This is a genomic window from Desulfobacterales bacterium, assembly GCA_029211065.1.
In the GTDB taxonomy this organism is placed as follows: domain Bacteria; phylum Desulfobacterota; class Desulfobacteria; order Desulfobacterales; family JARGFK01; genus JARGFK01.
The window spans coordinates 1-25,107 of record JARGFK010000019.1 but is presented as its reverse complement, the minus strand read 5'-3'; the positions used below and the strand labels follow the sequence as shown (position 1 = coordinate 25,107).

Sequence of the window (25,107 nt, the reverse complement as noted above, 5' to 3'; positions counted from 1 at the left end):
GGTGGTGAAAATTATGCAGCCTGATCAAAATAAAATTCTGATTGAAAGCATCAAGCGGTTATTGCGTCGGGAGGCTACATCTTATCTTCGCAAGATCGTGAATAAAACGCATGCCGCGGACCTGTCGATCGTCTTTAGGGCATTATCATTGACCGATCAGCGTAAGCTCTTTGAAATGATTGAAGACACGGAGCAGAAAGGCATATTGTTCCGTGAGCTTGATGAGGATACATTTCTGCAGATCATTGACGACATGTCGCCGGATAGTGTCGTTGAAATCCTGGAAAGCATGCCCACCGATGATATTGCCGATCTTATCGGCCGGCTGCCGGATGAAAAATCGGAAGTATTTCTGGAAAAAATGAAAAAGGAGGGATCCGAGGAAGTTGAAGGACTGCTTCGCTATGACGATGATACCGCCGGCGGCATTATGGTTCCGGATTTTATTGCATTAAGACAAAATGTCACAGCCAGGCAAGCGATCGAGTCGCTGCAAAAAGAGCACCTCGATGTTGAGATGCCATTTTACCTTTATGTGGTGGATGAGTATGGAAAACTGGTGGGTGTCAGCTCTCTGCGGCAGCTGGTTGTCGTCACGCCGGAAACCCGCCTGAAAGACTTCATGTCCACCGATGTCATTTCCGTTCGAACCGACGTCGATCAGGAGGAAGTCGCGCGGATTGTGGCACGGTATGATTTTTTGGCAGTTCCGGTGGTTGATGAGGCCAACCGCCTCGTCGGTATCGTTACCGTGGACGATGTCATCGATATCATGCGGAAAGAAGCGACCGAGGATATCCTTAAAATGGCCGGCGCCGGCGAGGAGTTTGTTGAGACCAAATCCGTTTTAAGGAGCACCCGCATCCGGCTGCCCTGGCTGTTTGCCAGCTGTCTGGGGGGATCGTTGCGTTTTATATTATCGGCCGGTTTGAGGGGAGTTTAAGCAAATTCGCCTATCTGGCCGCTTTTATACCGGTTATCATGGGAATGGGGGGAAATATCGGCACCCAGTCATCAACGATCGTGGTCCGCGGACTTGCCACCGGTCGTCTGAACATCCGTGATATCTGGACGGTTGTTTTGAAAGAACTGAGCATCGGTCTTATCCTGGGGGGCGTCTATGGGCTGCTGATCGGAACGGTGGCGCATATGCGCTATAATATCCTGGCACTGGCATTTTCCGTCGGGATTGCCGTGGTCAGCTCCATGACGGTTGCCGCTCTGGTGGGCTCACTGGTTCCGATGTGCTTTGCACGGGTCAATATTGATCCTGCGGTTGCAACTGGTCCGTTTGTAACAACCGCCATTGATATCATCAGTGTGTTTTTCTATTTTCAAATCGCGACAACGCTTCTTAATATATGAAAACATGTCAAGCTTTTCAACACCCGCCATTATGCTCCGCCGAACCGACTTTGGCGATTATGATCTTATCATTACATTTTTCTCCCTGAGCAGGGGTAAGATTTCCGTTATCGCCAAGTCTGCCAAAAAAAGCACCAAACGATTTTCAGGCGTCCTGGAGCTTTTTTCCGGGTTGGAGATTGTATGCCGGGAACCGCGTACCAAAGGGCTGCCGGTGCTGGAAGAAGCCACTTTGCGGCAGCCCTTTGCCGGTATCCGGGCCGATATTTATAAAACCGCCTATGCCAGTTACTGGGTCGAGCTGGTTCAAGGGTGGATTGAAGAGAACGAAAAACAGGTTTCGCTTTACCGTCTGCTGGAGTATGTTTTAAGGCAACTGGACGTCGGCAAAGTGCCGGAAGCGGCCCTGAGCGTCCTCTTTCAGATGAGATTCATGCGATTGTGCGGACTTTCACCCAATCTGGTAAATTGCAGCAGCTGTAGGGCCGAAATCGACCAGACCCATAAAAACAATCTGGCGGTTGATCTGTCAAAGGGAGGTATTTTATGCAGCCGATGCGTTGCAGAGTCGCCCCGCCAGATGGTTTTATCCAAAGGAACCATCAAACAGCTCATCTGGGCCGAGAGCGGTAATATCGCCACAGCCGGCCGGATTCGTTTCACGCCCCAGGCCTTAAAGGAAGGACAGCTATTTTTAGAAGATTTTGTGCCGTTTCATCTGGGGAAGAAACCGCGCAGCCTTGCATTTCTGCAGAAAATACGCGGGTAAGGGAACAAAATGACAAAACAGTCCAAAAACGTTCTAAAAACCTCCGGGATGGGGTGGCCGCTGGAAAAAATCGAAGCCTCGGCGCCGTGCCGTGTTGACATTGGCGGCACCCTTGACATCAGCACATTTTATTATCCCCTTTGCGGGCTGGCGCCCTGCACCGTTAATCTGGCTTTAAACTTAAGAACACGGGTCACGCTGATCCCCAACAGCAATCTGAAAGTCAAGGTTTCTTCCAGGGGGTTTAAGAGCGCAGAGTATGCTGTCGGGGATGCGCCTTTTCAACATCCGCTGGGGCTTATGTTTGCCGTTGCCGCCTTTTTCAGAGCTGAGGGGGTACACATCCTGATTGATTCGGTTTCGCCTCCCCAAAGCGCACTGGGTGGATCTTCGGTGGCGGCTGTGGCCCTTGTTGCAGCGTTTGCCAAGGCCCGGGGACAAATCGGGACGCTGACCCCGGCGCTGAGAACTAAAATTGCGATCTTGGCGCACGAAATCGAGGCAAGCGTGGCGGGCGTGCCCTGTGGGTTGCAGGATCAACTGGCTGCCGCATTTGGGGGGGGGCATGCATGGTATTGGCAGGCCGGCCTCAAGGGCTCCGGCTTCAGGCGCAGAACCCTCCTGGACCGAAAGGCATGTAACAAGATCGGGCGCCATTTACTGCTGGCTTATTGCGGGATTCCCCATGAGTCCAAAAATATTAATTCCAGGTGGGTCGGTCAGTTTCTCAAAGGATCCCACCGGGACCGCTGGCAGGAAATCGTGTTGTGTACCCACCGCTTTGCTGAAGCCATCACGGTAGAGGATTATAGCGCTGCCGCTGCGGCGATGAACAGGGAAACGGCGATCCGCAGAAAAATGACGCCGGATGTGCTGGATGCTGTGGGCCGGCGTTTGGTAGATGCTGCCGTACGTACCAACTGCGGCGCTCGATTTGCGGGCGCCGGCGGCGGCGGATGCATCTGGGCCCTTGGCCATCTGGAGGATATTGACAGGCTGAGGGGTCTATGGGAGACGATCCTTTCCGAAAGAACGGACGCCCGCCTGCTGGCGGCGTTGATTGATACGGAGGGGTTATCTCTGACTGCTGGGCCTTAAGTGAACCGGCATCAGGATGGCGCCGGCAACGACCCGATTTCGCGCCGCGATTACGCCATGATCCAGTCAAACGGTCTCCATCGGGTTTTTGATTGACTACGGTGTGTCTAAGTAATAATGATTCCTTTGGTATTAGCGTTGAGCAACGATTGCTGTTGCCGAAATTACGCAGCGTTTCAGTTTTCGGATAATTCCGTCTCAAATGGAAAATATGTGTGAATACGGTTGTGAAGGATAGAAAAAATGAATTTTCAACAAGTGATACTTTCATTGCAGAGATTTTGGAGCCGAAAAGGCTGCCTGTTGGTTCAACCCTATGATCTGGAGGTGGGGGCCGGGACATTTCATCCGGCAACACTCTTAAGGGCGTTGGGGCCTGAACCATGGAAGGTAGCGTATGTCCAGCCTTCCCGGCGGCCCACGGACGGACGATATGGCGAAAACCCCAATCGGTTGCAGCATTATTACCAGTATCAGGTGGTCCTGAAGCCCTCACCCCATGATGTCCAGAAGCTCTACCTGCAAAGTCTTAAAGCGCTCGGAATCGATCCGCTTGAGCACGACATCCGATTTGTGGAGGATGACTGGGAGTCCCCCACACTGGGCGCTTCCGGACTGGGCTGGGAAGTCTGGCTGGACGGTATGGAGATTACTCAGTTTACCTATTTTCAGATGGCCGGCAGCATTGAACTTTTCCCCACATCCGTCGAAATTACCTACGGCCTGGAGCGTATTTGCATGTATTTGCAGGGCAAGGAGAACGTATACGAACTGCAGTGGAATGACCGGGTTACCTATGGTGACGTCCATCACCAGCAGGAAGTGGAACAGTCGACCTATAATTTCGAACTGGCGGATGTCGACATGCTGCTGAATCTTTTCAACACATATGAGTCCGAATCACGGCGAATTATTCAGGAAAAACTGGTACTGCCGGCCTATGAATACTGCTTGAAGTGCTCACACACCTTCAACCTTCTGGATGCCCGCGGTGCGATCAGCGTGACGGAAAGAACCGGTTATATCGCCCGGATTCGCAATCTGGCCAGAACTTGTGCGGAAGCATATCTGGAGCAGCGGGAGAGGCTGGGATTTCCCATGCAGAAAAAACAGGCGTTATAAAAGTATAAACGGAAAAAAAATGAAACCATTATTGATAGAGTTGGGAACAGAGGAAATTCCGGCCGGTTATATCCGGCCTGCGCTGGATGGTTTTGCGGCACTGCTGCAGCAGGAGTTGGATCAGAACCGGATTGGATACGGCAACGTCAGGATGTTTGGAACGCCCCGCCGGATCGCGCTGACGGTTGAAGCGGTTGCCGCCAAACAGAGCGCTCTGATTACGGAAGTGCTGGGCCCTCCTGAACGGATCGGTTTTGATGACGACGGCAACCCCACCGTAGCCGCCTGTAAATTTGCCGAAAAAATCGGTGTTCCCCTCAACCGGATCATAATCAAGGAAACACCCAAGGGGTCATACCTGTGTGCCAAAAAGGCAGAGCGCGGGCTTTCAACCAAAACGCTGCTGACGCGCATCCTGCCCCGGACGATTCTGGCGATACCCTTTCCCAAGACAATGAGATGGGCCGGTTTGAAGATTTTATTCGCAAGACCGATTCACTCCATCCTGGCCCTTTGGGGAGACCAGGTTGTTTCTTTTCGTTTGGGAAATATCACCAGCGGCCGCTATACCTCCGGACACAGGTTTATGCAGCCGGGTAAAATTAAAATTGCCGATCCCGACACCTATGTGACGGCCCTGCAGCGCGCCCATGTCATCGCCGATATGGCTGAACGCAGAACGCTGCTTTTGAACGAAATTGAAAAAGCAGCCGCTGCCAGCGGCGGTTCTATCCTGCCCGACGAAGAGTTGGTGGAAATTGTTACCAACCTGGTTGAATTTCCCAAGGCAGTGCTGGGGCGCTTTGATAAAAAGTTTTTAGAGCTTCCCCAGGAGGTATTGATTACGGCCATGCGCGAACATCAAAAGTATTTTGCCGTGATCGACAAACAGGAAGGGCTGCTGCCCTGTTTTGTGGCGGTCAACAACACCCAAGCAAAAGATATGGATCTGGTCGCCAAGGGGCATGAACGGGTCTTGCGAGCCCGGCTTGAAGATGCCCGCTTTTTTTATAAAAGCGATCTGGCGGAATCGATGGACGCGCGGGTCGAAAAGCTGCGCGGTGTTCTGTTTCAGGCCGAGCTGGGAAGCGTTTATGAGAAGGTCATGCGCCTGATCCGTTTGGTTGACTTTTTGTCCCAAGAGACCGGTCTGGATTCAGAGACCCGGGAAAAGGTCGGCCGGGCTGCTTTATTAAGCAAATCGGACCTGGTCTGCCAGGTCGTGGGTGAATTTCCCAAACTGCAAGGCATCATGGGACGGGTTTATGCCCAGATCGGTGGTGAGTCTCAAATCGTGGCGCTGGCCATCGGCGAACATTATCAGCCGACATATTCAGGCGGCGCGCTGCCCCAATCAATCGCCGGGGCGCTGCTGGGTATTGCCGACAAGATCGACACCATTTGCGGTTGTTTCCGGGTGGGATTGATCCCCACGGGGGCATCAGATCCTTATGCCCTCAGGCGCCAGGGGATCGGCATCATTCAAATCATGCTTTCGCAAAACCTTTACCTGTCATTGCGTCAACTGATTGAAAAGAGTCTGGCCCTGTTTGCCGACACACGTGATGCCGAATTCAGCCAAACCGTCGAGCGGGTCTACACGTTTCTGCGGGATCGCATTGCGCATCTGCTGGCGGAGGGAGGTTTTTCAAAAGACGTGATTGCCGCTGTCGTGAGTGTTTCCGTCGACCATGTGCCGAATGTCTGGAAAAGGGTTCAAGCCCTGCAGGTCTTAAAATCGGAACCGGACTTTGAACCGCTGGCCATTGCGTTTAAACGGGTGGTTAATATCATTAAACAGGCCGGCGGGAGGGAAATAGATCACGGTGCCGGAGCTGTTGATGTAAGCCTTTTTCAGCACGATTGTGAAACGTCTCTTTTTGCAGCTTATAAAAAAGTAAAGGAAAAAGTGACGGATCATCTGAATCAGGGGGCTTTTAACGAAGCGCTGTTGGATATTGCATCCTTGCGGGATTCTGTTGACGCATTTTTTGACGGGGTTATGGTGATGGACGAAGATGTGCGGCTACGCGCCAATCGCCTGGCTCTGATGGGGCAGATCTCAGCGCTGTTCAGCCTTTTTGCCGATTTTTCTAAAATTTCAACCTAAAATTTATGATGGGAGGAACATATGGCGTTTGACCCTGAGAAGGACAAGGTTTTAAAAAAATGGGTATGCGAGGAAACCGGACTGGTGGTTTCTATCAACCAGTACGCAAATGGCGAGCCGAAAGTTCAGATCGGCCCGCGGGTGATTAAAACAAAAGAGGGGAAAGAATCCCAGCGCAAGGCCGGCCGGATGACCATCGAGGACCTGATGTGGTTTTATGAGATCATTGACGATGTCAAGGACTCCCTGTCGCAACTGGCCGGACCGGCCTGATGGAGACGGGCAATGAAGAGCCGTCAATCCAAGATTCTGAGCGAACTTCCTTAAGGAAATCCCCCCGTTCCCCCCTTTGAAAAAAAAGGGGGGCGGAGAGGGAATTGTAAAAATGAGGGGAATTATACTCCTCCCTTTTTTAAAGGGAGGCCGGGAGGGATTTTGAAACGTATGGGAAATTATGTATATATAGGAATGTCCGCAAGGGCGGGGCGGGCAGATTCTTAATATGAACGCCATACTTCCGCATCCGGATGACAGCAGTGACTACCGATGATGCCATTACATACCCCGTGATCGGCCATGGCTTTCCCGAGCCGGGGTCTTTCGCTTTGATGGTCGCCACGCAGAGTGACCTTCAGGCGCTTTGCCGGCTGTTTCACATAACTGTGGATCAATATTACGCCCTTTATATGAGCCGATTGTATGTCGTATCCAGCAACGGCCGGCGCTTTTCCATTGTCGGCCCGCTGGTGGGGGCGCCTTATGCCGCTATGATTCTTGAAACATTGATAGCCGGGGGTGTCACCAAAGTCTTATTCTGGGGTTGGTGCGGCGCCGTTTCAGTCGGGGTAAGGATCGGGGATATCATCGTACCGAACGGCGCCATTATTGATGAGGGTACATCCCGTCATTATGGATCGGATTTTGCGCGCATCTCGGCGCCCTCAAGTGAAATGACAAAAGAAATCACGGCGGCCCTGACGCATCATCGCCTTGATTTTCATGAAGGCGCCGTCTGGACCACCGATGCGATCTTCCGGGAGACCCGCGCAAAGGTCGAAGCGTTTCAATCCCAAGATATGCTTGCGGTTGAGATGGAAACATCGGCCCTGTTTACCGTTGGAAAGTATCGCGCGGTGAAGGTGGGCGCGCTCCTTGTGGTTTCCGATGAGCTGGCCACCTTTACCTGGAAACCCGGGTTCAAGGATCCGCGCTTCAAACAAAACCGCCGAAAGGCATGCAATGCCATGGGGACGCTATGTCAGAATCTGTAGACCCCGATCGTGTTAAAAAAATCGAAACGCTGCGACAGGCCCTGCATTACCATAATCACCGCTATTATGTCCTGGACGACCCTGAAATTTCAGATGCGCAGTATGACCGGATGATGCGGGAGTTGGTGGACTTAGAGACCGCCTATCCGGAATTGATTACTTCGGATTCCCCGTCCATGCGGGTGGGCGCAGCGCCGTTGGCGCAGTTTGAAACGGCTCGGCACTCACTCCCCATGTTGAGCCTTGAAAATGGATTCGGAGAGGCGGATATACTTGAATTTGATCTGCGGGTGAAAAGATTTCTCAAAACAACGGAACAGATTCAATACACGGCTGAACCCAAAATGGACGGCATCGCCGTTGAGCTGGTTTACCGGAGCGGTAGGCTGGAACGGGCGACGACCCGGGGTGATGGCGTTAACGGCGAGGTCATAACCGCAAACGTGCGGACTATCCGCGCCGTTCCCCTCGTTCTTCAGGATACCCATGATCGAGAAATTCCGCCTCTGCTTGAAGTACGCGGAGAAGTATTTATCAGCAAGGCGGGCTTTCGGCGCTTGAATGCGGAACGCCTGCAGCTGAATCAACCACCGTTCGCCAATCCCAGAAATGCAGCGGCCGGTTCATTAAGACAGCTCGATTCCCGGGTTACGGCCCTGCGTCCCCTGGAGGTGTTTTTTTACGGGGTTGGAATGGTGCAGGGGCTTTCCCAGGAATCGCATTGGGACATCCTGTGTTCGCTGCGCCAATTGGGTTTTAGAATCAATCCTGAAATCAGGCCGAACCTAACCATCGTGGACGTGATGGACTTCTATCGGCGCCTTGATGCCAACCGACATGATCTGCCGTATGAAATCGACGGCGTGGTGATCAAGGTTGACAAGCTGCCGCTTCAACGGCAGTTGGGCAATACCTCCCGCAGCCCCAGATGGGCGATTGCCTATAAGTTTGCGGCCCTGCAGGCGACGACCCGGATTGTAAGTATCGAAGTCCAGGTCGGTCGGACGGGAGCGCTGACACCGGTTGCACATTTAGAACCTGTTAACGTCGGCGGTGTGGTGGTCAGCCGCGCCACCCTGCACAATGAAGATGAGATCAAACGAAAGGATATCCGCATCGGGGATACTGTTTTTGTTCAACGGGCCGGGGATGTAATCCCGGAAGTCGTCAAGGTCGTTGTATCCCGGCGGTCCGGACATGAAAAAAAATTTAGAATGCCGGCAACCTGTCCTGTCTGTAAATCCCAAGTCGATTCTGCAGAGACCGAAGTTGCAGCCAGGTGCATCAATGCTGCCTGTCCCGCGCAGATCAAGGAGCGGGTAAAACATTTCGCCTCAAAAGCCGCCTTTGATATTGACGGCCTGGGGGAAAAACTGATCGAACAGCTCGTTGCCAGGAATCTGGTAGGGTCTTACGCGGATATTTTCCATTTAACGGCGGAAACCCTCAGCGGACTGGATCGCATGGGAACAAAGTCTGCCATGAATCTTGTCCGGGCCATTGAAAAAAGCAAGCGTATCCGTTTGGGCCGCTTCATTTATGCCTTGGGTATCCGGCATGTGGGTGAACACGTGGCCAAAATTCTGGCAGGCGCGTTTCATGACTTAAACGCAATTCAAAACGCGCGCACCGAGGATTTGGAGTCCATAGACGGCATCGGCAGCGTGGTGGCGGAAAGCGTCGCCGGTTTTTTCAGGGAAGCGCAAAACCGCATCACGCTTGACCGCCTGCTGGCAGCCGGTGTTCAGATCGTTCCGGATTCACAACCGGCCGAGGGATCGTTAACGGGTCTGGTGTTTGTTTTAACGGGAACCCTGGAGACCCTTGCAAGACATGCGGCCCAACAATTGATTGAAGCGGCGGGGGGAAAAGTCAGCAGCACCGTCAGCCGCAATACCGATTATCTGGTTGCCGGCAAATCCCCAGGTTCGAAACTGCAGCGGGCGCAGGAATTCGGAGTTAAGGTCATAGACGAGAACGCACTGAAAAAAATGCTGTCCGGATCTCCGGATCAGGGATAGATGGGGGGGGCATGGAAACAAAGTCAAGAAGGCGTGTCATCATCCGGGGACGGGTGCAGGGAGTGTTCTTCCGGATGGAAACCCAGCGTGCGGCCGATCGGCACGGCGTTTTTGGGTGGGTCAAAAACCGGGCGGACGGAGCCGTCGAAGCCGTATTCGAAGGCGATACGGATAAGGTCGATGCGGTCATCGACTGGTGCCGCCAAGGGCCGCGCCATGCCGATGTTAAAGGCGTTGATATCCAAGAAGAAAATTATACCGGCGAGTTTAAGGAATTTAATATCGCTTATTAGTGTCGTGGCCTGCGCATCCGTTGCAAAATCAATATCGCGCCCGCGCAAGCGGGAGACCAGACAAATGGTGCCTGGATTCCGGCTTGCGAGACGGTGTCGTAATTAACAAAACAAGAGCTATAACCTGTTAAGTCATTCCGGGCCTGACCCGGGCACGTCGTCAAGCTTTAGCGCTATCCAGAATATTTTCAATTTCATAGGATCCTGGATGCCGGATCAAGTCCGGCATGACGTGAAGAAAAAAATCCATTCAATCGGAACACATTGTTGGCAATCACTTATGGCGTATAGATGGGCGCTAAAAAAAGAAGCGGTTCATAAACCTTGCAACAGCTTATGAACCGCTTTAAAATTGGAACCAGTTAAATTTAAACGGCGGCTTTGAGTTTTTTGCCCGCTTTGAATTTTACAACGTTGGAAGCCTTGATTTTGATCGGGGCGCCGGTTTGCGGATTGCGTCCCTTGCGGGCTTTGCGACGGCCTTTAGAAAAAGTACCAAACCCTACCAGTGTCACCTTGCCGTCTTTTTTCTTCAGCGCTTTGACGACTCCATCCATAAAAGAGCCTAGTGCGGCAGCGGCAGCGACTTTGGAGATTCCAGCATCTTTTGCCATTTTGTCTACCAGTTCTGCTTTTGTCATAGTACCTTCCCCCTTTTTTGATTATTGATTGATGGTTGAATCGTCCGCCTATTTCAATACCCATTACAGTAGGACACCGATGATGTCAATAGAAAAACAGCCTGCTGTAACACTTTTTTGGGGTAGCCCGTTGCTGATGAACGCTGTGATTGGGTTTGCGGACAGGTGCCGCTCTAAATTGACCAGCACCCTCCATCAGCGCATAGGACTGAAACAAAATGATTTAATTTTTTTGTGGGTATAGGGCGCCGGCGTTACGTCAGGGCGCGTATCCGCCGCAAATCCTGCGAACAACTTAAAACAGGGCGTTTACGAATTGTTTGGGATCAAAGTCCTGGAGGTCTTCGATTTTTTCACCCACGCCGATGTATTTCAGCGGTATATTCAAGGTGTCACAAATACTGACGACAATGCCGCCCTTGGCGGTGCCATCCAGTTTTGTAACGGCAATCGCCGTAATGCCCAAGGCGTCGTGGAACATCCTGGCTTGGGCCAGCGCATTCTGTCCGGTGGTGGCGTCCAGGACCAGAAGGATTTCATGGGGCGCCGCCGGGATTTTTTTGGAAATAATGCGTTTCATCTTTTTCAGCTCTTCCATCAGGTTCACCCGTGTATGCAGCCGACCGGCCGTGTCGACCAGAACGACATCCATACTTCTGGCCGCCGCAGCTTCAAGGGCATCAAAGGCAACCGCTGCAGGATCAGCCCCTTCTTTGTGCTTTACAATTTCGGCACGGGCTCTTTCGGACCAGATCATGAGCTGTTCAATGGCTGCGGCGCGAAACGTGTCGGCGGCGGCAATCAGTACTTTTTTGCCGGCGGCGGTGGATTTGGCGGCCAGTTTTCCGATGGTGGTGGTTTTGCCGACGCCGTTGACGCCCACGACCATGATGATCTGCGGTCCGGCTGAGGGCTGGGCGGTGCCTGAAGATTCTTTTTGAAGGATGGTCTGGATTTCATTCCGCAGGACGGTTTTCAGTTGGGCGGGGTCGGTCATGCCGGCAGAAGTAATCCGTGCGATCAGCTTTTCGGCGGTTTGGACCCCCATGTCCGAAGTGATTAAGAGCTCTTCCAGTTCTTCCAGCAGACCGTCATCAACCGTTTTGCGTCCGGCAAATAATTTTTCAATTCCGCCGGTAAAGCTAAGGCGTGTTTTTGCCAATCCCGATTTTAACCGTTTGAAAAACCCGGGTTCTCCTGAAAGGTCGGCTTTGTGCGGATGGGCTTCGGGGCTGACGTCGCCGGAATCGCCCGAAACGGTTTCATTTGCCGGGGGGGTGTCAATGCCGTCAGATGTGTTGCCCTTTTTATCCGGGCTGCCGATGCCGGCGGTTTTTTCATTAACGGCCTTAGATTTTTTAAACCAACCAAAAGACTTCATTTGTTAATTGGGCGCCCCTTGCCGTTCGAAATTTACGGAAACAATTTTGGAAACCCCTCTATTTTCCATCGTGATGCCGAAAAGGGTGTCGGCAAATTCCATGGTCCGCTTGTTGTGAGTGATCATGACGATTTGCGATTTCTCCCCGATGATTTTCAGCAGTTCGTTGAAGCGAAAGATGTTGGCCTCATCAAGGGGGGCATCGATTTCATCCATCAGGCAAAACGATGTCGGCTTCAGTAAAAAGATCGAGAAAATAAATGCAATCGCCGCCAGTGCTTTTTCGCCGCCAGAAAGGAGGCTCATTCGCGTCAACTTTTTGCCGGGAGGATGAATCATGTACTCCACACCGGTTTCAAGGGGCTTTTCCGGTTCGGTCAAGACCAGCTTAGCAGCCCCCCCCTCAAAAAGGCGGGGAAATACCTCCGTCAGTTTTTCATTCACCCGATCAAACGTCGCCAGGAATCGTTCTTTTGTTATTTTATTGATTTTTCTGATAACCTTATGGAGGTCTTCCACGGCCGTTTCAAGATCATCGCGTTGGGTGCAGAGAAAATCGGAGCGTTCCTTTAATTGTTCATACTCCTTGATGGCGCCGAGGTTGACATCGACAATTTTGGAAATTTTGCCCCTGAGCCGGGTCAATTCGTCTTCCTTTTCCTGCAGGGCGGCTTCCGTCAGTTCGTCCGGTGCTTCCAGCAGCGAAGTGAATTCGGTCTTAAGTTCTGTAAACGGCTGGTGGTAGCGTTCTTCCAGGCGGCTTGAAATGTTGTCCCGCTGCATCTTGCGTTGGGAGTGTTCAATTTCAAGGAGTTGCACTTTCTGGAGAACTTCCTCGCGTTCGTTCTGGACTGCTGAAATGGTGCTGTCTTTTTCTTTTAAGGTGTTATCAATCGTCAGGTAGTCGCCTTCGCTGAGTTCAAGGGACGAATCCAGTTGTTTCAAGGCTGCATACATGCCGGCCAGCGTCTGCTCGAATTCAGCAACTTTTTCTTTTAAGGCGGTCCGCTTTTGGATCTTTTGATTGATTTCCTGGGCAAGCTGTTCCAGGCGTCTGATGCCTTCCGTTTGAAATTCCTGCAGGCGTGTCAGTGTATTTGTGCTGTTTTCCACCTTGGCATTCAAGGCCGTCAGCTGCAGCTTCAGGTCGACAATCCGTCCGTCGAAATCTTCCAGTTGGTTGGACACGGTGCGGATGTTATTGTTTAGATCGGCAACCTTCTTTTGGGCGCCGGCGACTTCGGATTCTATTTCAGCCAGAGCGTGGTTGTATCTGGTCATTTCTTCTTCGATATTGCTCTCTTCGCCCATAAGCTGTTCCTGCTCCAGGCGGACGACTTCCAGATGGCGTCGGGCGTGCTTCAATTCTTCCGAAATTTTATAGAGTGATTTTTCAGCCTCGATCTCATTTTGGACTGCTGTATTTTTCTGTTCGGTAAAATTATGCAGGGTGGTTTCCAGGGATAAGACCGCCCCCTCAAGCCTTTTTTGTTCCTGCCGGGCGGTTTCCAGTTCCTTGTCCAGGCTGAGAATGTGTTGTTCGAGCTCCTTCAGCTCCTGTTTCTTGGTGAGTATTCCGGATAAATTTTCCTTGTTGCCGCCGATCATAATACCCTGGGGGGTGATCATGTCGCCGTTTTTCGTTACCACCGACTGCAAGGCGCCGTTGCGATTGAATATTTCCAGCGCCTCGGTGATGTCGTCGGCGATCACGAAATGACCCAACAGCGCCTCGGCGATGGGCTCAAACCCCGGTTTGATGGAGACATGATTGAGCAGGCGCCTGGAAGCGTCCGGCTTTTTCAGCGGGCCGTATTCAAGCGGTTTGATGGCGGCCATGGGGATGAAGCCGCTGCGGCCGGTGCTCCGGGTCTGGAGAAAATCGATGGCGCCGGTCCCGGCTTTCTGGTCGTCCACAAGGATGTATTGCAGGGCTTCTCCCAAGGCGGCTTCTACCGAAGGTTCAAACGACGGCGCCGGCTCGACGATATCTGTCACCAGGCCGACAACCCCCCTGATTTTTGGAGACTTCTCCGGGTCTGCGGCGCCGGATGAATCATCGGTTTCCCGGGCATTTTTCATGATGGCCCGGACCCCCTCTTTATACCATTCGAAATTTTCCTCCATTTTCCTTAATGTGCTGAATCTGGAGCGGAGCTTGTTGCGTTCCATATCGATGGTCTGAACCGTTTTAACTTGCCGGCCGAGCGCCTTGCTCTCGGCTTCGAGCCGGGCGCGGGTCTCGTCCAGACGCCGGTCTAAATCGGCGATGATTGCCTTGCCCGCTTTAAGTTCTTCGGTTGCCTGAACTTCTTTTTCCTCCAGGCCCGTGACCTTTTGAGCGGCGACCGCCTCTTCCTCATCGATCCTTTTCAGGCGTCTCGTGAGGTTTTCTTTGTTGTTCTGGGCATTCTGAAAAAAATTTTTATATTGCGCTTCCCGGGAGATCCTGTCCATGAGTTCGGCTTTACTGTCTTCAAGCCGCCGGTTAAAACCGGCCAGTTCTTCTCTCAGGCTCTGGGTGGACAGCATTTCCTCACTAAGGGTCGCCTTTATGGATTGACTTTGGGCTTTCAGTTCGCTGTTTTGATTTTTTACCTGTTCAATTTCAGAAAGGATGGATTGGTTCTTTTCGATGAGTTCCTGCCGAACGATATCCAGTTCAGCCGATTCCTGGGCCAGGCGTTCGATATCTTTATTCAGATAGGCCAGATCATTTTCCCTTCTGTCGATACTGCGCTGGGTCTCGAATTTTTGCGATTTCTGCTCAGATATCTCCTGGTTTTTCTGCCAGCGTTGTTGTTTAATGTCTTCGATAGCCGCGTCCAGTTTTTTAAGCTGCGCGATGTGTTCGATGTCCTTATCCTTCAGGCTTTTCAAAAGGGCGTCGGTTGCCGTGATCTGTTCGGTGAAAACATCGATGCTGTGAAGGGCCAGCACGACATCGAGGCGCTTGATGCGGTCCTGAAATTTTTTATAGAGTTCGGCCTTTTTGGCCTGGCGTTTGAGGCTGCCCATCTGACGTTTGACTTCCGTAATGATATCGGAAACCCGCAGAAGATTTTGATTGGTGGAATCGACTTTGCGAAGCGCTTCATTTTTTCTGCTGATAAAGCGGGTAACGCCGGCGGCTTCTTCGATGAAATAACGCCTTTCTTCCGGTCCTGCATCCGTTATGGCGCCGATGTTCCCCTGCTGAATTACGGCATACGATTTGGGGCCCAAGCCGCTGCCCATAAAGACGTTGTGGATGTCTTTGAGCCGGCAGAGCTGCTTGTTGATATAGTAGGCGCTTTCGCCGGAGCGATACAGGCGCCGGGTGAGCATGATTTCAGTAAAATCCTTTAATTCTTCGGGGGCGGAGCCGTTGTCATTGAGCAGCGTTAAAGAGACTTCCGCCATGTTCAGGGGCGGTTTGCCGTTTGTCCCGGCAAAAATGATATCCTCCATGGCTTTGCCGCGGAGTTGCTTGACGCTCTGTTCGCCCATCACCCATCGGATGGCGTCAACGATATTGCTTTTGCCGCAGCCGTTGGGGCCGACGATAGCTGAAATGCCGGAGGGAAATTCGATACAGGATTTATCGACAAAAGATTTAAAACCATTGATTTCGAGTTTTTTAAGCTTCATATGTTAAGGCCTCCTGTCCACCTGAAGGTCTGGATAGACGTTGCCGATAGTTGTCTGTAGCAAAAGTGTTTTATTGACTTTAGATGGGTACCAAAAATCAAACCAAATGTAAAGGGAAAAACACAATTTACGGTGTGTTTTGTAAAACCATACTACAATATATAGTAGGTTCCATATCAAATACTAATCATTTCGGCTAATTATTCTTGACACTGGTGCAGCGCCCCAGTTAATATGTTTTTCCGCTTTATAACTAAGGCAAAGTTTTGACATCTCAATTATTTCTTGAGTTTACCAACACTTTATTTTTATGGGAGGGGATGGATGACTGGCAAAAAAACGATCAGCCCGGAAAAGCTTTTAGCCGACAAAAAAGTTCTTGAAGCAACCGACAGCGTCAACCGTGAATTGTTGGAGCGAAGGGCTTACCGTCCTCCCATCTGCAAGGTGTTTAAAAGTTCTTTCACCGCCTTGGCGGAAGATGAACGCTATCGTTTTGTAATCCATAACGAGGCCCGCAAGAAACTGCCGAATATCATCGAAAATAAGGTTCAAGCGGTTGTGCCGGCCAAGTCCCCGGACAATGCTTTTATATCCGCTTATACCCAAAAGCGTAATATCGGTATTGTCTTTTCCGGTGGGCCTGCGCCCGGCGGGCACAATGTTATTTCCGGCCTTTACGACGCCGCCAAAAAGGCCAACCCGGAAACACGGGTTTACGGATTTTTGGTGGGACCGGACGGGATTATTGAAAATGAGGCCATCGAGCTCAGCGATGAATTGGTGGATAAATATCGAAACCTGGGCGGATTTACCATGATCAAGACCGGCCGAACCAAAATTGACTCCAAACAAAAGATGGCCCTTTCCAAAGAGACCTGTAAACAACTCAAGCTCAATGCCCTGGTGATCGTGGGGGGTGACGATTCCAACACCAATGCCGCATTTCTATCCGAGGAGATGACCGGCATGGGTGTCCAGGTGATCGGTGTTCCCAAGACCATTGACGGGGACATCCAGGTCAGAGACGCCAACGGCCGGGTGTTGTGTGCCGTGTCATTCGGATTTCATACGGCTGCCAGGGCGTTTGCCCTGGCGGTCAGCAACCTCTGCACGGACAGCAGCTCGGATGTCAAATATTGGCATATCTGCAAGGTCATGGGGCGTGTCGCCAGTCATCTGGCGTTGGAGGTCGCCCTGCAGTCGCATGCCAACATGACCCTGATCGGTGAAGATCTGGCCGACTACGTTGATAAGAAGCGGTTGGAAAAAGCCCAGAAAGAAACGGGCACGGACTACAATTCCTACGGAATGACCCTGCGGCATCTTTCCCGGGTCATCTGCGACGGCATTGTCCGGCGGGCTTCGGTGGGAAAGAATTACGGCGTGATTGTCATTCCCGAAGGGGTGCTGGAGTTCATCAATGAGATTCAGGTGTTTATCATAAAATTAAATACGATCATCGCCGAATACAATCAGACACACGACACCGATTTTCATTCCGACGTCCCCCATCTTGAGGCCAAACTGGAATATCTGCGGCGGCTGGCCAGACGTTCCCGGGAAGACGCCGCTTTTACAATCTGGAACACCCGCGATGATGAGCTTTTTAATGATATCCCCGCTTTTTTCCAGGAAGGCCTGCTGATGGAGCGGGACAGTCACGGCAATTTTCAATTTTCACAGGTTGAAACCGATAAGGTTCTCATGGGAATGGTCAAGGATTACCTGGAGATCCTCTATGAAGAAGGCAGTTATAAAATCGGTATCTCCCGCGATTACTTTACAAAAATCCTGAAAAAGGACGGTCTGGATCCGGAGCTCTACGGCCGCTGTTTATTTAAAAATTTCAAAAATGGCGGGATGCTGATCATTAAACCGGCCATTATTTCGATCAAGACCCTGAAACAGGAGCTGGTCAAGGCCGGCATCTTTAGTGATGACAAAGAGATTCCCGGCGCTGTTCTGAAAATATTCAACCAATCCATTCCCAAATTAAAGACCCAGACACATTTTTTCGGGTATGACGGCAGGGGAAACGACCCGACCCGTTTTGACTGTATTTATACATACAATTTGGGGTTGACGGCCTTCAGCCTGATTGTCAACGGGGTTACCGGTCAAATGGCGGCCATCAAAAATCTGGAAAAAGAATTCAGCAAGTGGGAGCCCATCGGGATACCCATCGCGCCGATGATGCACCTTGAAGAACGCAAGGGCAAGTTGGAGCTGGTATTGGAAAAAAGCCTGGTGGACGTCGATTCAGCCTCTTTCAGGGTCGTCAAGGCGCTCAGGGAGAAGTGGCTGGCGGCAGTCCCCGGCGATGACGATTACCGCAGACCCGGCCCGATCCGTTTCTCCGGAAAGAGCGTGGAGGAAAGACCCATTACCCTGGTGTTGAATGCCATTGAAGGTTCATCCGGCCGGATGTGACGGCCTCTTGTTTATCGCGGGATTATAACCGGGGATCGGCTGTGGCGACTCGAAAGATACCGATGGGGAGGGCAGTTGTTTGGAATATCAGGCATAGTTGGGTGGGATATAATATAGGTGAAACAGAAAAAAAATTATCAGTGCGCAGAGGCAGGCCAGAACCGGCGTCAGCAGCCATCCGATCAGGATGTTGAGAAGGGTCCCCCGGTTGATGGTGTTGCCCCCCTTTATGACGCCGATGCCCAGAACCGCACCGATGACACCCTGGGAGGTTGAAACCGGGACGCCGATAAAGGTGAAAATATGGACCGACACGGCCAGGGACAGGACTACGATGAGCGCTGAAAAAGGGTCCAGTCGAACCAGTTTTTTCCCTACTGTTTCCATAACCGGCCGGCTGTAGGTCATAATCCCCAGGGCGATGCTGACCCCGCCGATGAGCGCCGCCCCGAAAACGCTGATTAATCCGGCGCCGACAAAAACGGCCGTGACATTGGCGACGTTGTTGGCCCCCAGCGTGTAAGCCCCGTAAATACCCGCTAAGATCAGAGACAGCCGCAGAAGCGCATCAGACTCAAAAAGATTGAGATTGGCTCGATTATAGAAACTGCCGAGCCAGCGGTATAAAAAAAAAGCAATGATTGCCGCGCCGATGGGTGTTGCCACCCAGCAGGATACGACTTTCCCCAGGCCGGCAATATTGAGCTGATTATTCAAAAAGCCGATTCCCAAAATTGCGCCCACAACCGCCTGGGAAGTGGATACCGGCAGTCCAAAAGCCGTCATGATGGTTACGGTAAGCGCGGCGGCCACCGAGGATATCACCGCTTGTTCAAGGTTAAAGCTGGTCAGTCCCTTGAGGGTGTCGATGCCGGCCTGGCCGGACACGAGTGCGCCGATGATGACGAAGACGGACGCCAGCACCGCGGCCGTCCAGAATTTAAGCATTTTTGACGATACGGCCGTACCAAAAACATTGGCCGCATCATTGGCGCCCAGCGACCACCCTAAAAAAATGCCGCCCAGAAGTGAGAACATCAGACCCGCCGTTTAATGTTGATAATATTGATACGTTTTGACACCCGGTCGGCCTGATCTGAAATTTCTCCGATCAACCCGATCAGTTCCTTCATCTGAAGTTTTTGGAAAGGATCGATGGGGGCATCGAAAAGCTTGGTAATAATCCGCCGTTCGATATGGTCGCAGTGGCTCTCATTGCTGTCGATTTGCGTCAGGAGGTCGCGCATGCGCTCATTTTTTTTAAAAAGCGCGATTACCTCCCGGTTCATTAAATCGCAGCATTCCAGGCTGATTTTAATCAGTTCTTTGGTGTCGGAAAGAATGAAATCCGGCAGGGAGAGTTTCTGGGTCTGGATCGAGTACAGCACCTTTTCAAAAAGGTGGGGGATGATGTCCATGGCATCGAGCAGCAGCATGATATCGCCGCGGGATTCGGGAATCAGCGCTTTTTCATACATCAGGGATTTGACTTCTTCGCGGATATCATCGGCCTTGGATTCAAACTTGTGGGTCTGGACGATCAGATATTCAAAATTTTCACAGAAAGCGCCGTTGAGCAGGCATGCCTCCAGCGCGGTCAAAAAACTTTTCTGGGTCGACTTGAGCGTGTCCAGGTAAACATAAATCAGGTTTTCCACCTGTGATTGTTTTTTAAAAAGGAAACTGAGCATACGTCACTCCCTGTAGATTGAAAACGAGCAAGCCCATTGGGTAACAGAAAAAAAAGACCCTTTTCCGAAGGCCTTAGAACGTTAAAAAGGCAGGTTGCCTCTTCGTTGCAACCGTATCGTCAGGCAACAATTAAAAAAGGGGAACGGTGCACTTAGTCCATGGCTTCGGGTACACTGAAGCCTTCCGCCTCAAGCGCTTTTTTTATAACATCGGTTTTACAGGAAAACAGACGGAAAAAATAGGTTCTTTTTCCTTTTTGACGGACCGTCATCCCGACATTGATGATGTCGCCGCCCTTTTCCTGGACGATCTGGGAGGCCTTTTTGAAAGAGCCGGGTTTATCCTCAACCTCAACATCGATGCGGGAACTGGCATTGAGGATGCCCATCATGTCGATAAATGCACGCAGAATATCTGTTTCCGTAATAATACCCACCGGTTTATTATCTTCGATTACCGGCATCCCGCCGATTTTATACTTGTAGATGAGCTGTGCCGCGATCTCAATATCATCTTCCGGTGACACGGTAATGGGCTTTTTGACCATCAAGTCCGCGATCGTCAGATCCCCCAGCATGGAAGGGATGAGACCCTGTTTTAAATCAGCCAGTGTGGCAAACCCCTTTAGCTTATTGGTACGGGAGACAACCGGCAGGTGACGGATGGAATTGATCTTCATCAATTCGATTGCATCCTGAATCGAGGCGTTATTCGTAATGGTAATCGGATCCGGAATCATGAGGTCTTTAATCTTCATGGCGAAACCTCTTTAGTGGGTTTTCAGTTATGATTCGTTATGCACCGCAACAGCGAGCGCTAACCCCGTCCCGCCAAGGCGGGACTGCAGTGTTCTTCAATTATTTAACCGGTTGGGGACACAAGAGTCAATAAAATTATATAGAATTGGCGTTTGAGTCCGAAATTGACGCCATGGTTGCATCGGCAGCCAACCATACGGCGCGCCTTTTAGCCTAACGACAATTCCGGTTTAATCGAAGGAGTTCAAGATTCTAAAATTTGAGCGGCCTCCAGTGCGAAATAGGTCAGGATAACGTCTGCACCGGCGCGTTTGATGGCGGTCAACGTTTCCAGCATGACTTTGCTGCCGTCCAGCCATCCCATTTTCGCGGCGGCTTTGATCATGGCATATTCGCCGCTGACGTTGTAGGCCGCAATCGGCAGGTCGATTTCCTGGCGGACACGATAAATGATATCCAGATAGGGCAGGGCCGGTTTGACCATAATGATGTCGGCGCCCTCTTCGACGTCCATGGTCGCCTCGCGGATGGATTCCAGTGCGTTGGCCGGGTCCATCTGATAGGTCCGGCGGTCGCCGAATTTCGGCGACGAATCAGCGGCCTCGCGAAACGGCCCGTAATAGGCCGAGCAGTACTTGACGGCATAGGACATGATGGGGATATGGCTGAAAATGTCGTCGTCCAGAACAGCGCGGATTTCAGCCACGCGGCCGTCCATCATGTCGGAAGGCGCCACCATGTCGGCGCCGGCTTTGGCATGAGAAAGAGCGGTGCGGGCAATCAAGTCCAGGGAAGCGTCGTTGTCGATGACGTCGCCTGCCACAACGCCGCAATGACCGTGATCGGTGTACTGGCACAGGCAGACGTCGGTAATGACCGAGAGGCCCGGCACTTTGCTTTTCAGCTCTTTAACCGCTTTCTGGACGATGCCTTCCTTGCTATAGGCGCCCGTTCCCAGCGGATCTTTTTTTTCAGGGACGCCGAACAGCATCACCGCCGGGATATGGCGTTCAACAGCTTCTCCGGCGACCTTCACCAGGTTATCCAGTGATAGCTGATATTGTCCGGGCATCGAAGGGATCGGATTCTTGACCCCTTTCCCGCCGACGGCAAAAAGGGGCAGGATGAAATCGTCAACGCTAAGCGTTGTTTCGCGGATCATGCGCCGAAAGGCCTCGTTCTGGCGCAGGCGTCGGGGGCGGTAGTCGGGGAAAAGCATCACGCACTCCTTTTCTGGGATAAAACCTGTTGTTGCAAAAGCAGGGTTAAGTTTCCCTTAACATGCTCAGTTCATTTTTTATCAGGGTGTTAATAAATGTTTCCGGATCGTTCAGCGCCTGTCGGGTTATAAAAAATCGGTTTTTACCGGTTTTTTCCCGTATCAGCTTCAAACCGAGCTTCAGGTCGTCGGACATCCGGTCGTAGAATGATGCAATCGAAGCCGATGATATGACAACCTGTTCGATGATGCAATCAACGGCATCGTCTTCAAGTACAATGTTGATGTCATGACTCTTGAAAAAGGATAATTCCAGTTTTTTGATTTCATCATAAAACGTTTTTATTTTTTTGATGGTATGATTGATGTCCATCACATGCCGGCAGTAGAACGTCGCCAGGATGTCGATCCGGGAGGGGGTCAGGGTCAGGTTGTATTTTTCCGCAAGATTACTCTGGTTCCGACGGATGTAGTCTTTCACAGATTCCTTTTCCGCCCGGGACAGGCGCTGGAAATCTTCAGCCCATTTTGTATCCTCGGGCTTCTCCAGGATGTCTTTGAGGGAGTCCCGGGCATTTTCGATCACGTCTGCAGTTACCGCGAATTGTTTGATATCGGTGGAAGGCAGCTTTTTTTCAAACACCAGCAGGGCTTTTTCAACGGCGCTGATCAATCCTCGGGCGCCGGTGTTTTCGTCAAAGGCATATTCAGCTAAAATCCGAAGGGCCTCATCCTCAAATTTAATGTCGATGCCGTAGGCGCTGAAGTCGAGCTTTTTGCCCAGAATGATCGGATTATTGGGATTTTTCAGAATCTCAAAAAGGTCTTCTTTGGTCAGTTTTTCAAATACGGACCTGACCGGCAGGCGCCCCACGAACTCGGATTCAAAGCCGAACGCGATCAGATCTTCCGAACGGACATGCTTGAGAATGTCTATCTGTTCCTGGGGCTTTGAAATGTTGGCGCCGAAACCGATGCCCTGGTCGGAGATGCGTTTGCCGATGATGGGAATCAGCTCCGTAAAAGCGCCGCTCACAATAAAAAGGACATTTTTGGTGTTGACGGTGCGCTTGTCCCGTTCTCCGGTTTTACGGAATCTTTCGATTTCCTGCATCATCGAAATCGGGTCGTGGGGTACTTTCAAATCGACTTCGGTTTCTTCCAGGGGCTTGAGAAGCGCCCGCTGGACACCGGTCCGGGAAACATCGGCACCGATCAAGTTATGGCTCGATGCGATCTTGTCGATTTCGTCAATATAGATGATGCCGTACTGCGCCAGATCAATGTCGCCGTCGGCCTCCCGCACCAGGTCCCGCACCAGATCTTCGACATCGCCGCCGACATAGCCGGTTTCGCTGAACTTGGTGGCATCGCCCTTGACAAAAGGGACGCCGATCTTGGCGGCGATCAGCTTGATCAAGTAGGTTTTGCCGACACCGGTGGGTCCGATCATGAGGACATTGTTTTTGATGCTGCCGACCATTTCGCTGATGTTGTTGCCGGCGGCCTGGATGTGTTTGATGCGGTTAAAATGGGTACAGATCTTGGTGGCCAGGATCGCCTTGGCGCTTTCCTGCTTGACGATATACTGGTCCAGGTACGCCACCAGTTCTTCGGGTTTCATGCTAAAATTAATCCCCTTGCCGGTGTGCGAATAGCGGCGGTCCTTTTCCACCGTCTCCTCCTGGGGCAGCATCAGCGGCGATATAATCTTAACGTTATCCCCGAATTTCTTGGTCAGAAACTCGCTGATTTCTTTTTCGATTTTTTTTGGGCTGGGTATTTTTTCGTTATCTTCTTTCATGCACAAGATAATAATCACATGCGGTTAAAAATGCAAGCCATGCAAATTTATTAAAGGGATACAAGATCAAAAGGCATAGGGCAACATGATTCAGATGCGGGGGCTGCTCCGGAGCATCACCCTTTAGAATCAATCCCGGGGATTTTGGGTTTTAACGTGAGAATAAGGGCGGCCACGATCAGAAGCGTGGCGATGCAGATCAGCCAGCCGGGTCCATATGATCCGGTTTTATCAAAAATATAACCGCCGAGGACGGGTCCGATGCTGCCGCCGACCCCGGTTGCAAAAAATATCAGCAGCCCGTAGGCCGACCCAAACACCTGCTTATCGAATCGATCCGATATCATATAGGGCATAACCGGCGCCATCGAACCGTAGCCGAATCCATAGATGAGGGCAAAAATGTAAAGCGTCGTGACAGTTTCAGCCCTGTAAAGGAATATCATGCCCATCGCCATGATTATGAAACCCGTCGATGCCGAATGCTTGGCATCCCGCACGCGATCGCATAGCCACCCGAAGAATAACTTTCCGCAGCTTCCGGTGACGCCGATGATCCCCAGAGCGGCCGCAGCTTCCAGGTCATTAATTCCCCTGTTGATGGCATAGGCGATCTGACAGTTAAAGGTCATCATTACCGTCATCACGGCCAGAATGTTACAGCAAACCAGGATCCAGAACTGTGAGGTTATGAGAACCGGTTTGAGCGAGGGTTTTGCTGTGATGGAGACAGCAACCTGAGAGGGGCTGTTGTCGGAGGCCGGTTTGTCTCCGTCCGGCAGCAGGCCCATCTGATCGGGGCCGCTTTTTCCCATAAACCCATAGGTTATTAAAATACCCATCACCAGCATCAGCATCCCAATGGACAAAAACCCGCTGCGCCACCCGAAGTGCTTGACAATATAGCCGGCCATCGGCGCCATCAGCATGGTTCCGATTCCGATGCCCATTGAAGATATGCCGATGGCCAGCCCTCTGTAGCGATTAAACCATTTTGCAACCGTTACACTGTTGACCACCATGCCGCACCCGGCTGTACCGGCCCCCACCAGGACGCCGTAGGAAAGATATAACCCCAGCGGGGTCTGGACATGGCTAGCCAGGAGCAGTCCGGCGGAGGTGAGCAAAATTCCGGTGATCATAATCCCCCGGGGAGCAAACCGGTCCAGCAGCCGACCGGCCAGGATACTTGAAAGCGCATACATGATAAGATTGATGGAGGCGCCGAACTGGATGATCGTCATGGACCAGTTGTACTCGGCAAACATGGGTTTTACGAATACGCCGAAGGAATATCTTACGCCATAGGTAATCACCATGATCATAAATGTGCCAAAGACCACATACCAACCCCAGAAAATGGGTTTACCTTTGGTTCTCAATATCTGTCGATTCAAGATCTCATCCTAAAGGGCGTCTGATTAAAAAAAATGAGGGGACATCCTGAAAATGAGGGGACATTCTATAGTCCTCATGTCAAGTATTTTTTTTAACCCCGTA

General features: G+C 51.5%; 20 protein-coding genes. 11 read left to right on the top strand and 9 right to left on the bottom strand.

The features are described 5' to 3' along the window. The first annotated feature begins 13 nt into the window (after positions 1-13). The 10 genes from P1P89_06185 (at position 14) to P1P89_06140 (ending at position 10,049) form a co-directional block, all read left to right on the top strand. On the top strand, positions 14-943 hold the full coding sequence (locus P1P89_06185; protein MDF1591089.1) for a CBS domain-containing protein: 930 nt from the start codon (positions 14-16) through the stop codon (positions 941-943). Positions 944-987: 44 nt separating this feature from the next. Further along, positions 988-1,365, top strand: a complete 378-nt coding sequence (locus tag P1P89_06180; GenBank protein MDF1591088.1) for a magnesium transporter — start codon at positions 988-990, stop codon at positions 1,363-1,365. A gap of 4 nt (positions 1,366-1,369) precedes the next feature. Continuing rightward, on the top strand, positions 1,370-2,134 hold the full coding sequence (gene recO / locus P1P89_06175; protein MDF1591087.1) for a DNA repair protein RecO: 765 nt from the start codon (positions 1,370-1,372) through the stop codon (positions 2,132-2,134). A gap of 9 nt (positions 2,135-2,143) precedes the next feature. Then, complete coding sequence (locus P1P89_06170; GenBank protein ID MDF1591086.1) at positions 2,144-3,232, top strand: galactokinase; 1,089 nt, start codon at positions 2,144-2,146, stop codon at positions 3,230-3,232. Positions 3,233-3,475: 243 nt separating this feature from the next. Beyond that, entirely contained in the window at positions 3,476-4,354 is an 879-nt protein-coding gene (glyQ, locus tag P1P89_06165) for a glycine--tRNA ligase subunit alpha (protein ID MDF1591085.1), read from the top strand. 19 nt (positions 4,355-4,373) lie between these two features. Next, the gene (gene glyS, locus P1P89_06160; GenBank protein MDF1591084.1) at positions 4,374-6,464 is read left to right on the top strand and encodes a glycine--tRNA ligase subunit beta; all 2,091 of its coding nucleotides are present in this window, start codon (positions 4,374-4,376) and stop codon (positions 6,462-6,464) included. Positions 6,465-6,485: 21 nt separating this feature from the next. Then, positions 6,486-6,737 carry a hypothetical protein gene (locus P1P89_06155; GenBank protein ID MDF1591083.1) on the top strand — a complete coding sequence of 84 codons (252 nt, stop codon included), beginning with the start codon at positions 6,486-6,488 and terminating at the stop codon, positions 6,735-6,737. Positions 6,738-7,000: 263 nt separating this feature from the next. Next, positions 7,001-7,735 (top strand): nucleoside phosphorylase, encoded by a 735-nt coding sequence (locus tag P1P89_06150; protein ID MDF1591082.1) that lies wholly within the window; start codon positions 7,001-7,003, stop codon positions 7,733-7,735. Beyond that, positions 7,720-9,756, top strand: a complete 2,037-nt coding sequence (gene ligA, locus P1P89_06145) for an NAD-dependent DNA ligase LigA (protein ID MDF1591081.1) — start codon at positions 7,720-7,722, stop codon at positions 9,754-9,756. The genes P1P89_06150 and ligA overlap by 16 nt, the downstream gene beginning before the upstream one ends. 11 nt (positions 9,757-9,767) lie before the next feature. Then, positions 9,768-10,049: an acylphosphatase gene (locus P1P89_06140; GenBank protein MDF1591080.1), complete on the top strand. Its 282-nt coding sequence runs from the start codon at positions 9,768-9,770 to the stop codon at positions 10,047-10,049. Positions 10,050-10,417: 368 nt separating this feature from the next. Here the strand turns inward: P1P89_06140 and P1P89_06135 are convergent, their stop codons facing one another. From P1P89_06135 to smc, 3 genes are all read right to left on the bottom strand, one after another. Then, positions 10,418-10,690, bottom strand: coding sequence for an HU family DNA-binding protein (locus P1P89_06135; GenBank protein ID MDF1591079.1), 273 nt, complete (start codon positions 10,688-10,690; stop codon positions 10,418-10,420). A 295-nt stretch (positions 10,691-10,985) separates the two neighbouring features. After that, positions 10,986-12,071 (bottom strand): signal recognition particle-docking protein FtsY, encoded by a 1,086-nt coding sequence (ftsY, locus tag P1P89_06130; protein MDF1591078.1) that lies wholly within the window; start codon positions 12,069-12,071, stop codon positions 10,986-10,988. A 3-nt stretch (positions 12,072-12,074) separates the two neighbouring features. Beyond that, positions 12,075-15,701, bottom strand: coding sequence for a chromosome segregation protein SMC (smc, locus tag P1P89_06125; protein MDF1591077.1), 3,627 nt, complete (start codon positions 15,699-15,701; stop codon positions 12,075-12,077). A 324-nt stretch (positions 15,702-16,025) separates the two neighbouring features. Here smc and P1P89_06120 point away from each other — a divergent pair, with 324 nt between their 5' ends. Continuing rightward, a complete protein-coding gene (locus tag P1P89_06120; protein ID MDF1591076.1) occupies positions 16,026-18,134 on the top strand; it encodes a 6-phosphofructokinase in 2,109 nt (702 codons plus the stop codon). A gap of 87 nt (positions 18,135-18,221) precedes the next feature. Here the strand turns inward: P1P89_06120 and P1P89_06115 are convergent, their stop codons facing one another. The 6 genes from P1P89_06115 to P1P89_06090 form a co-directional block, all read right to left on the bottom strand. Beyond that, positions 18,222-19,172, bottom strand: coding sequence for an inorganic phosphate transporter (locus tag P1P89_06115; GenBank protein ID MDF1591075.1), 951 nt, complete (start codon positions 19,170-19,172; stop codon positions 18,222-18,224). After that, the gene (locus tag P1P89_06110) at positions 19,172-19,825 is read right to left on the bottom strand and encodes a DUF47 family protein (protein MDF1591074.1); all 654 of its coding nucleotides are present in this window, start codon (positions 19,823-19,825) and stop codon (positions 19,172-19,174) included. Before P1P89_06110 ends, P1P89_06115 begins: the two co-directional genes overlap by 1 nt. A 152-nt stretch (positions 19,826-19,977) precedes the next feature. Next, positions 19,978-20,583 carry a CBS and ACT domain-containing protein gene (locus P1P89_06105; GenBank protein MDF1591073.1) on the bottom strand — a complete coding sequence of 202 codons (606 nt, stop codon included), beginning with the start codon at positions 20,581-20,583 and terminating at the stop codon, positions 19,978-19,980. Between the two features lie 245 nt (positions 20,584-20,828). Next, positions 20,829-21,803, bottom strand: coding sequence for a porphobilinogen synthase (hemB, locus tag P1P89_06100; GenBank protein MDF1591072.1), 975 nt, complete (start codon positions 21,801-21,803; stop codon positions 20,829-20,831). Between the two features lie 46 nt (positions 21,804-21,849). Beyond that, a complete protein-coding gene (locus P1P89_06095; protein ID MDF1591071.1) occupies positions 21,850-23,607 on the bottom strand; it encodes an AAA family ATPase in 1,758 nt (585 codons plus the stop codon). Positions 23,608-23,723: 116 nt separating this feature from the next. Next, complete coding sequence (locus P1P89_06090) at positions 23,724-25,004, bottom strand: MFS transporter (protein ID MDF1591070.1); 1,281 nt, start codon at positions 25,002-25,004, stop codon at positions 23,724-23,726. Positions 25,005-25,107 lie beyond the last annotated feature (103 nt).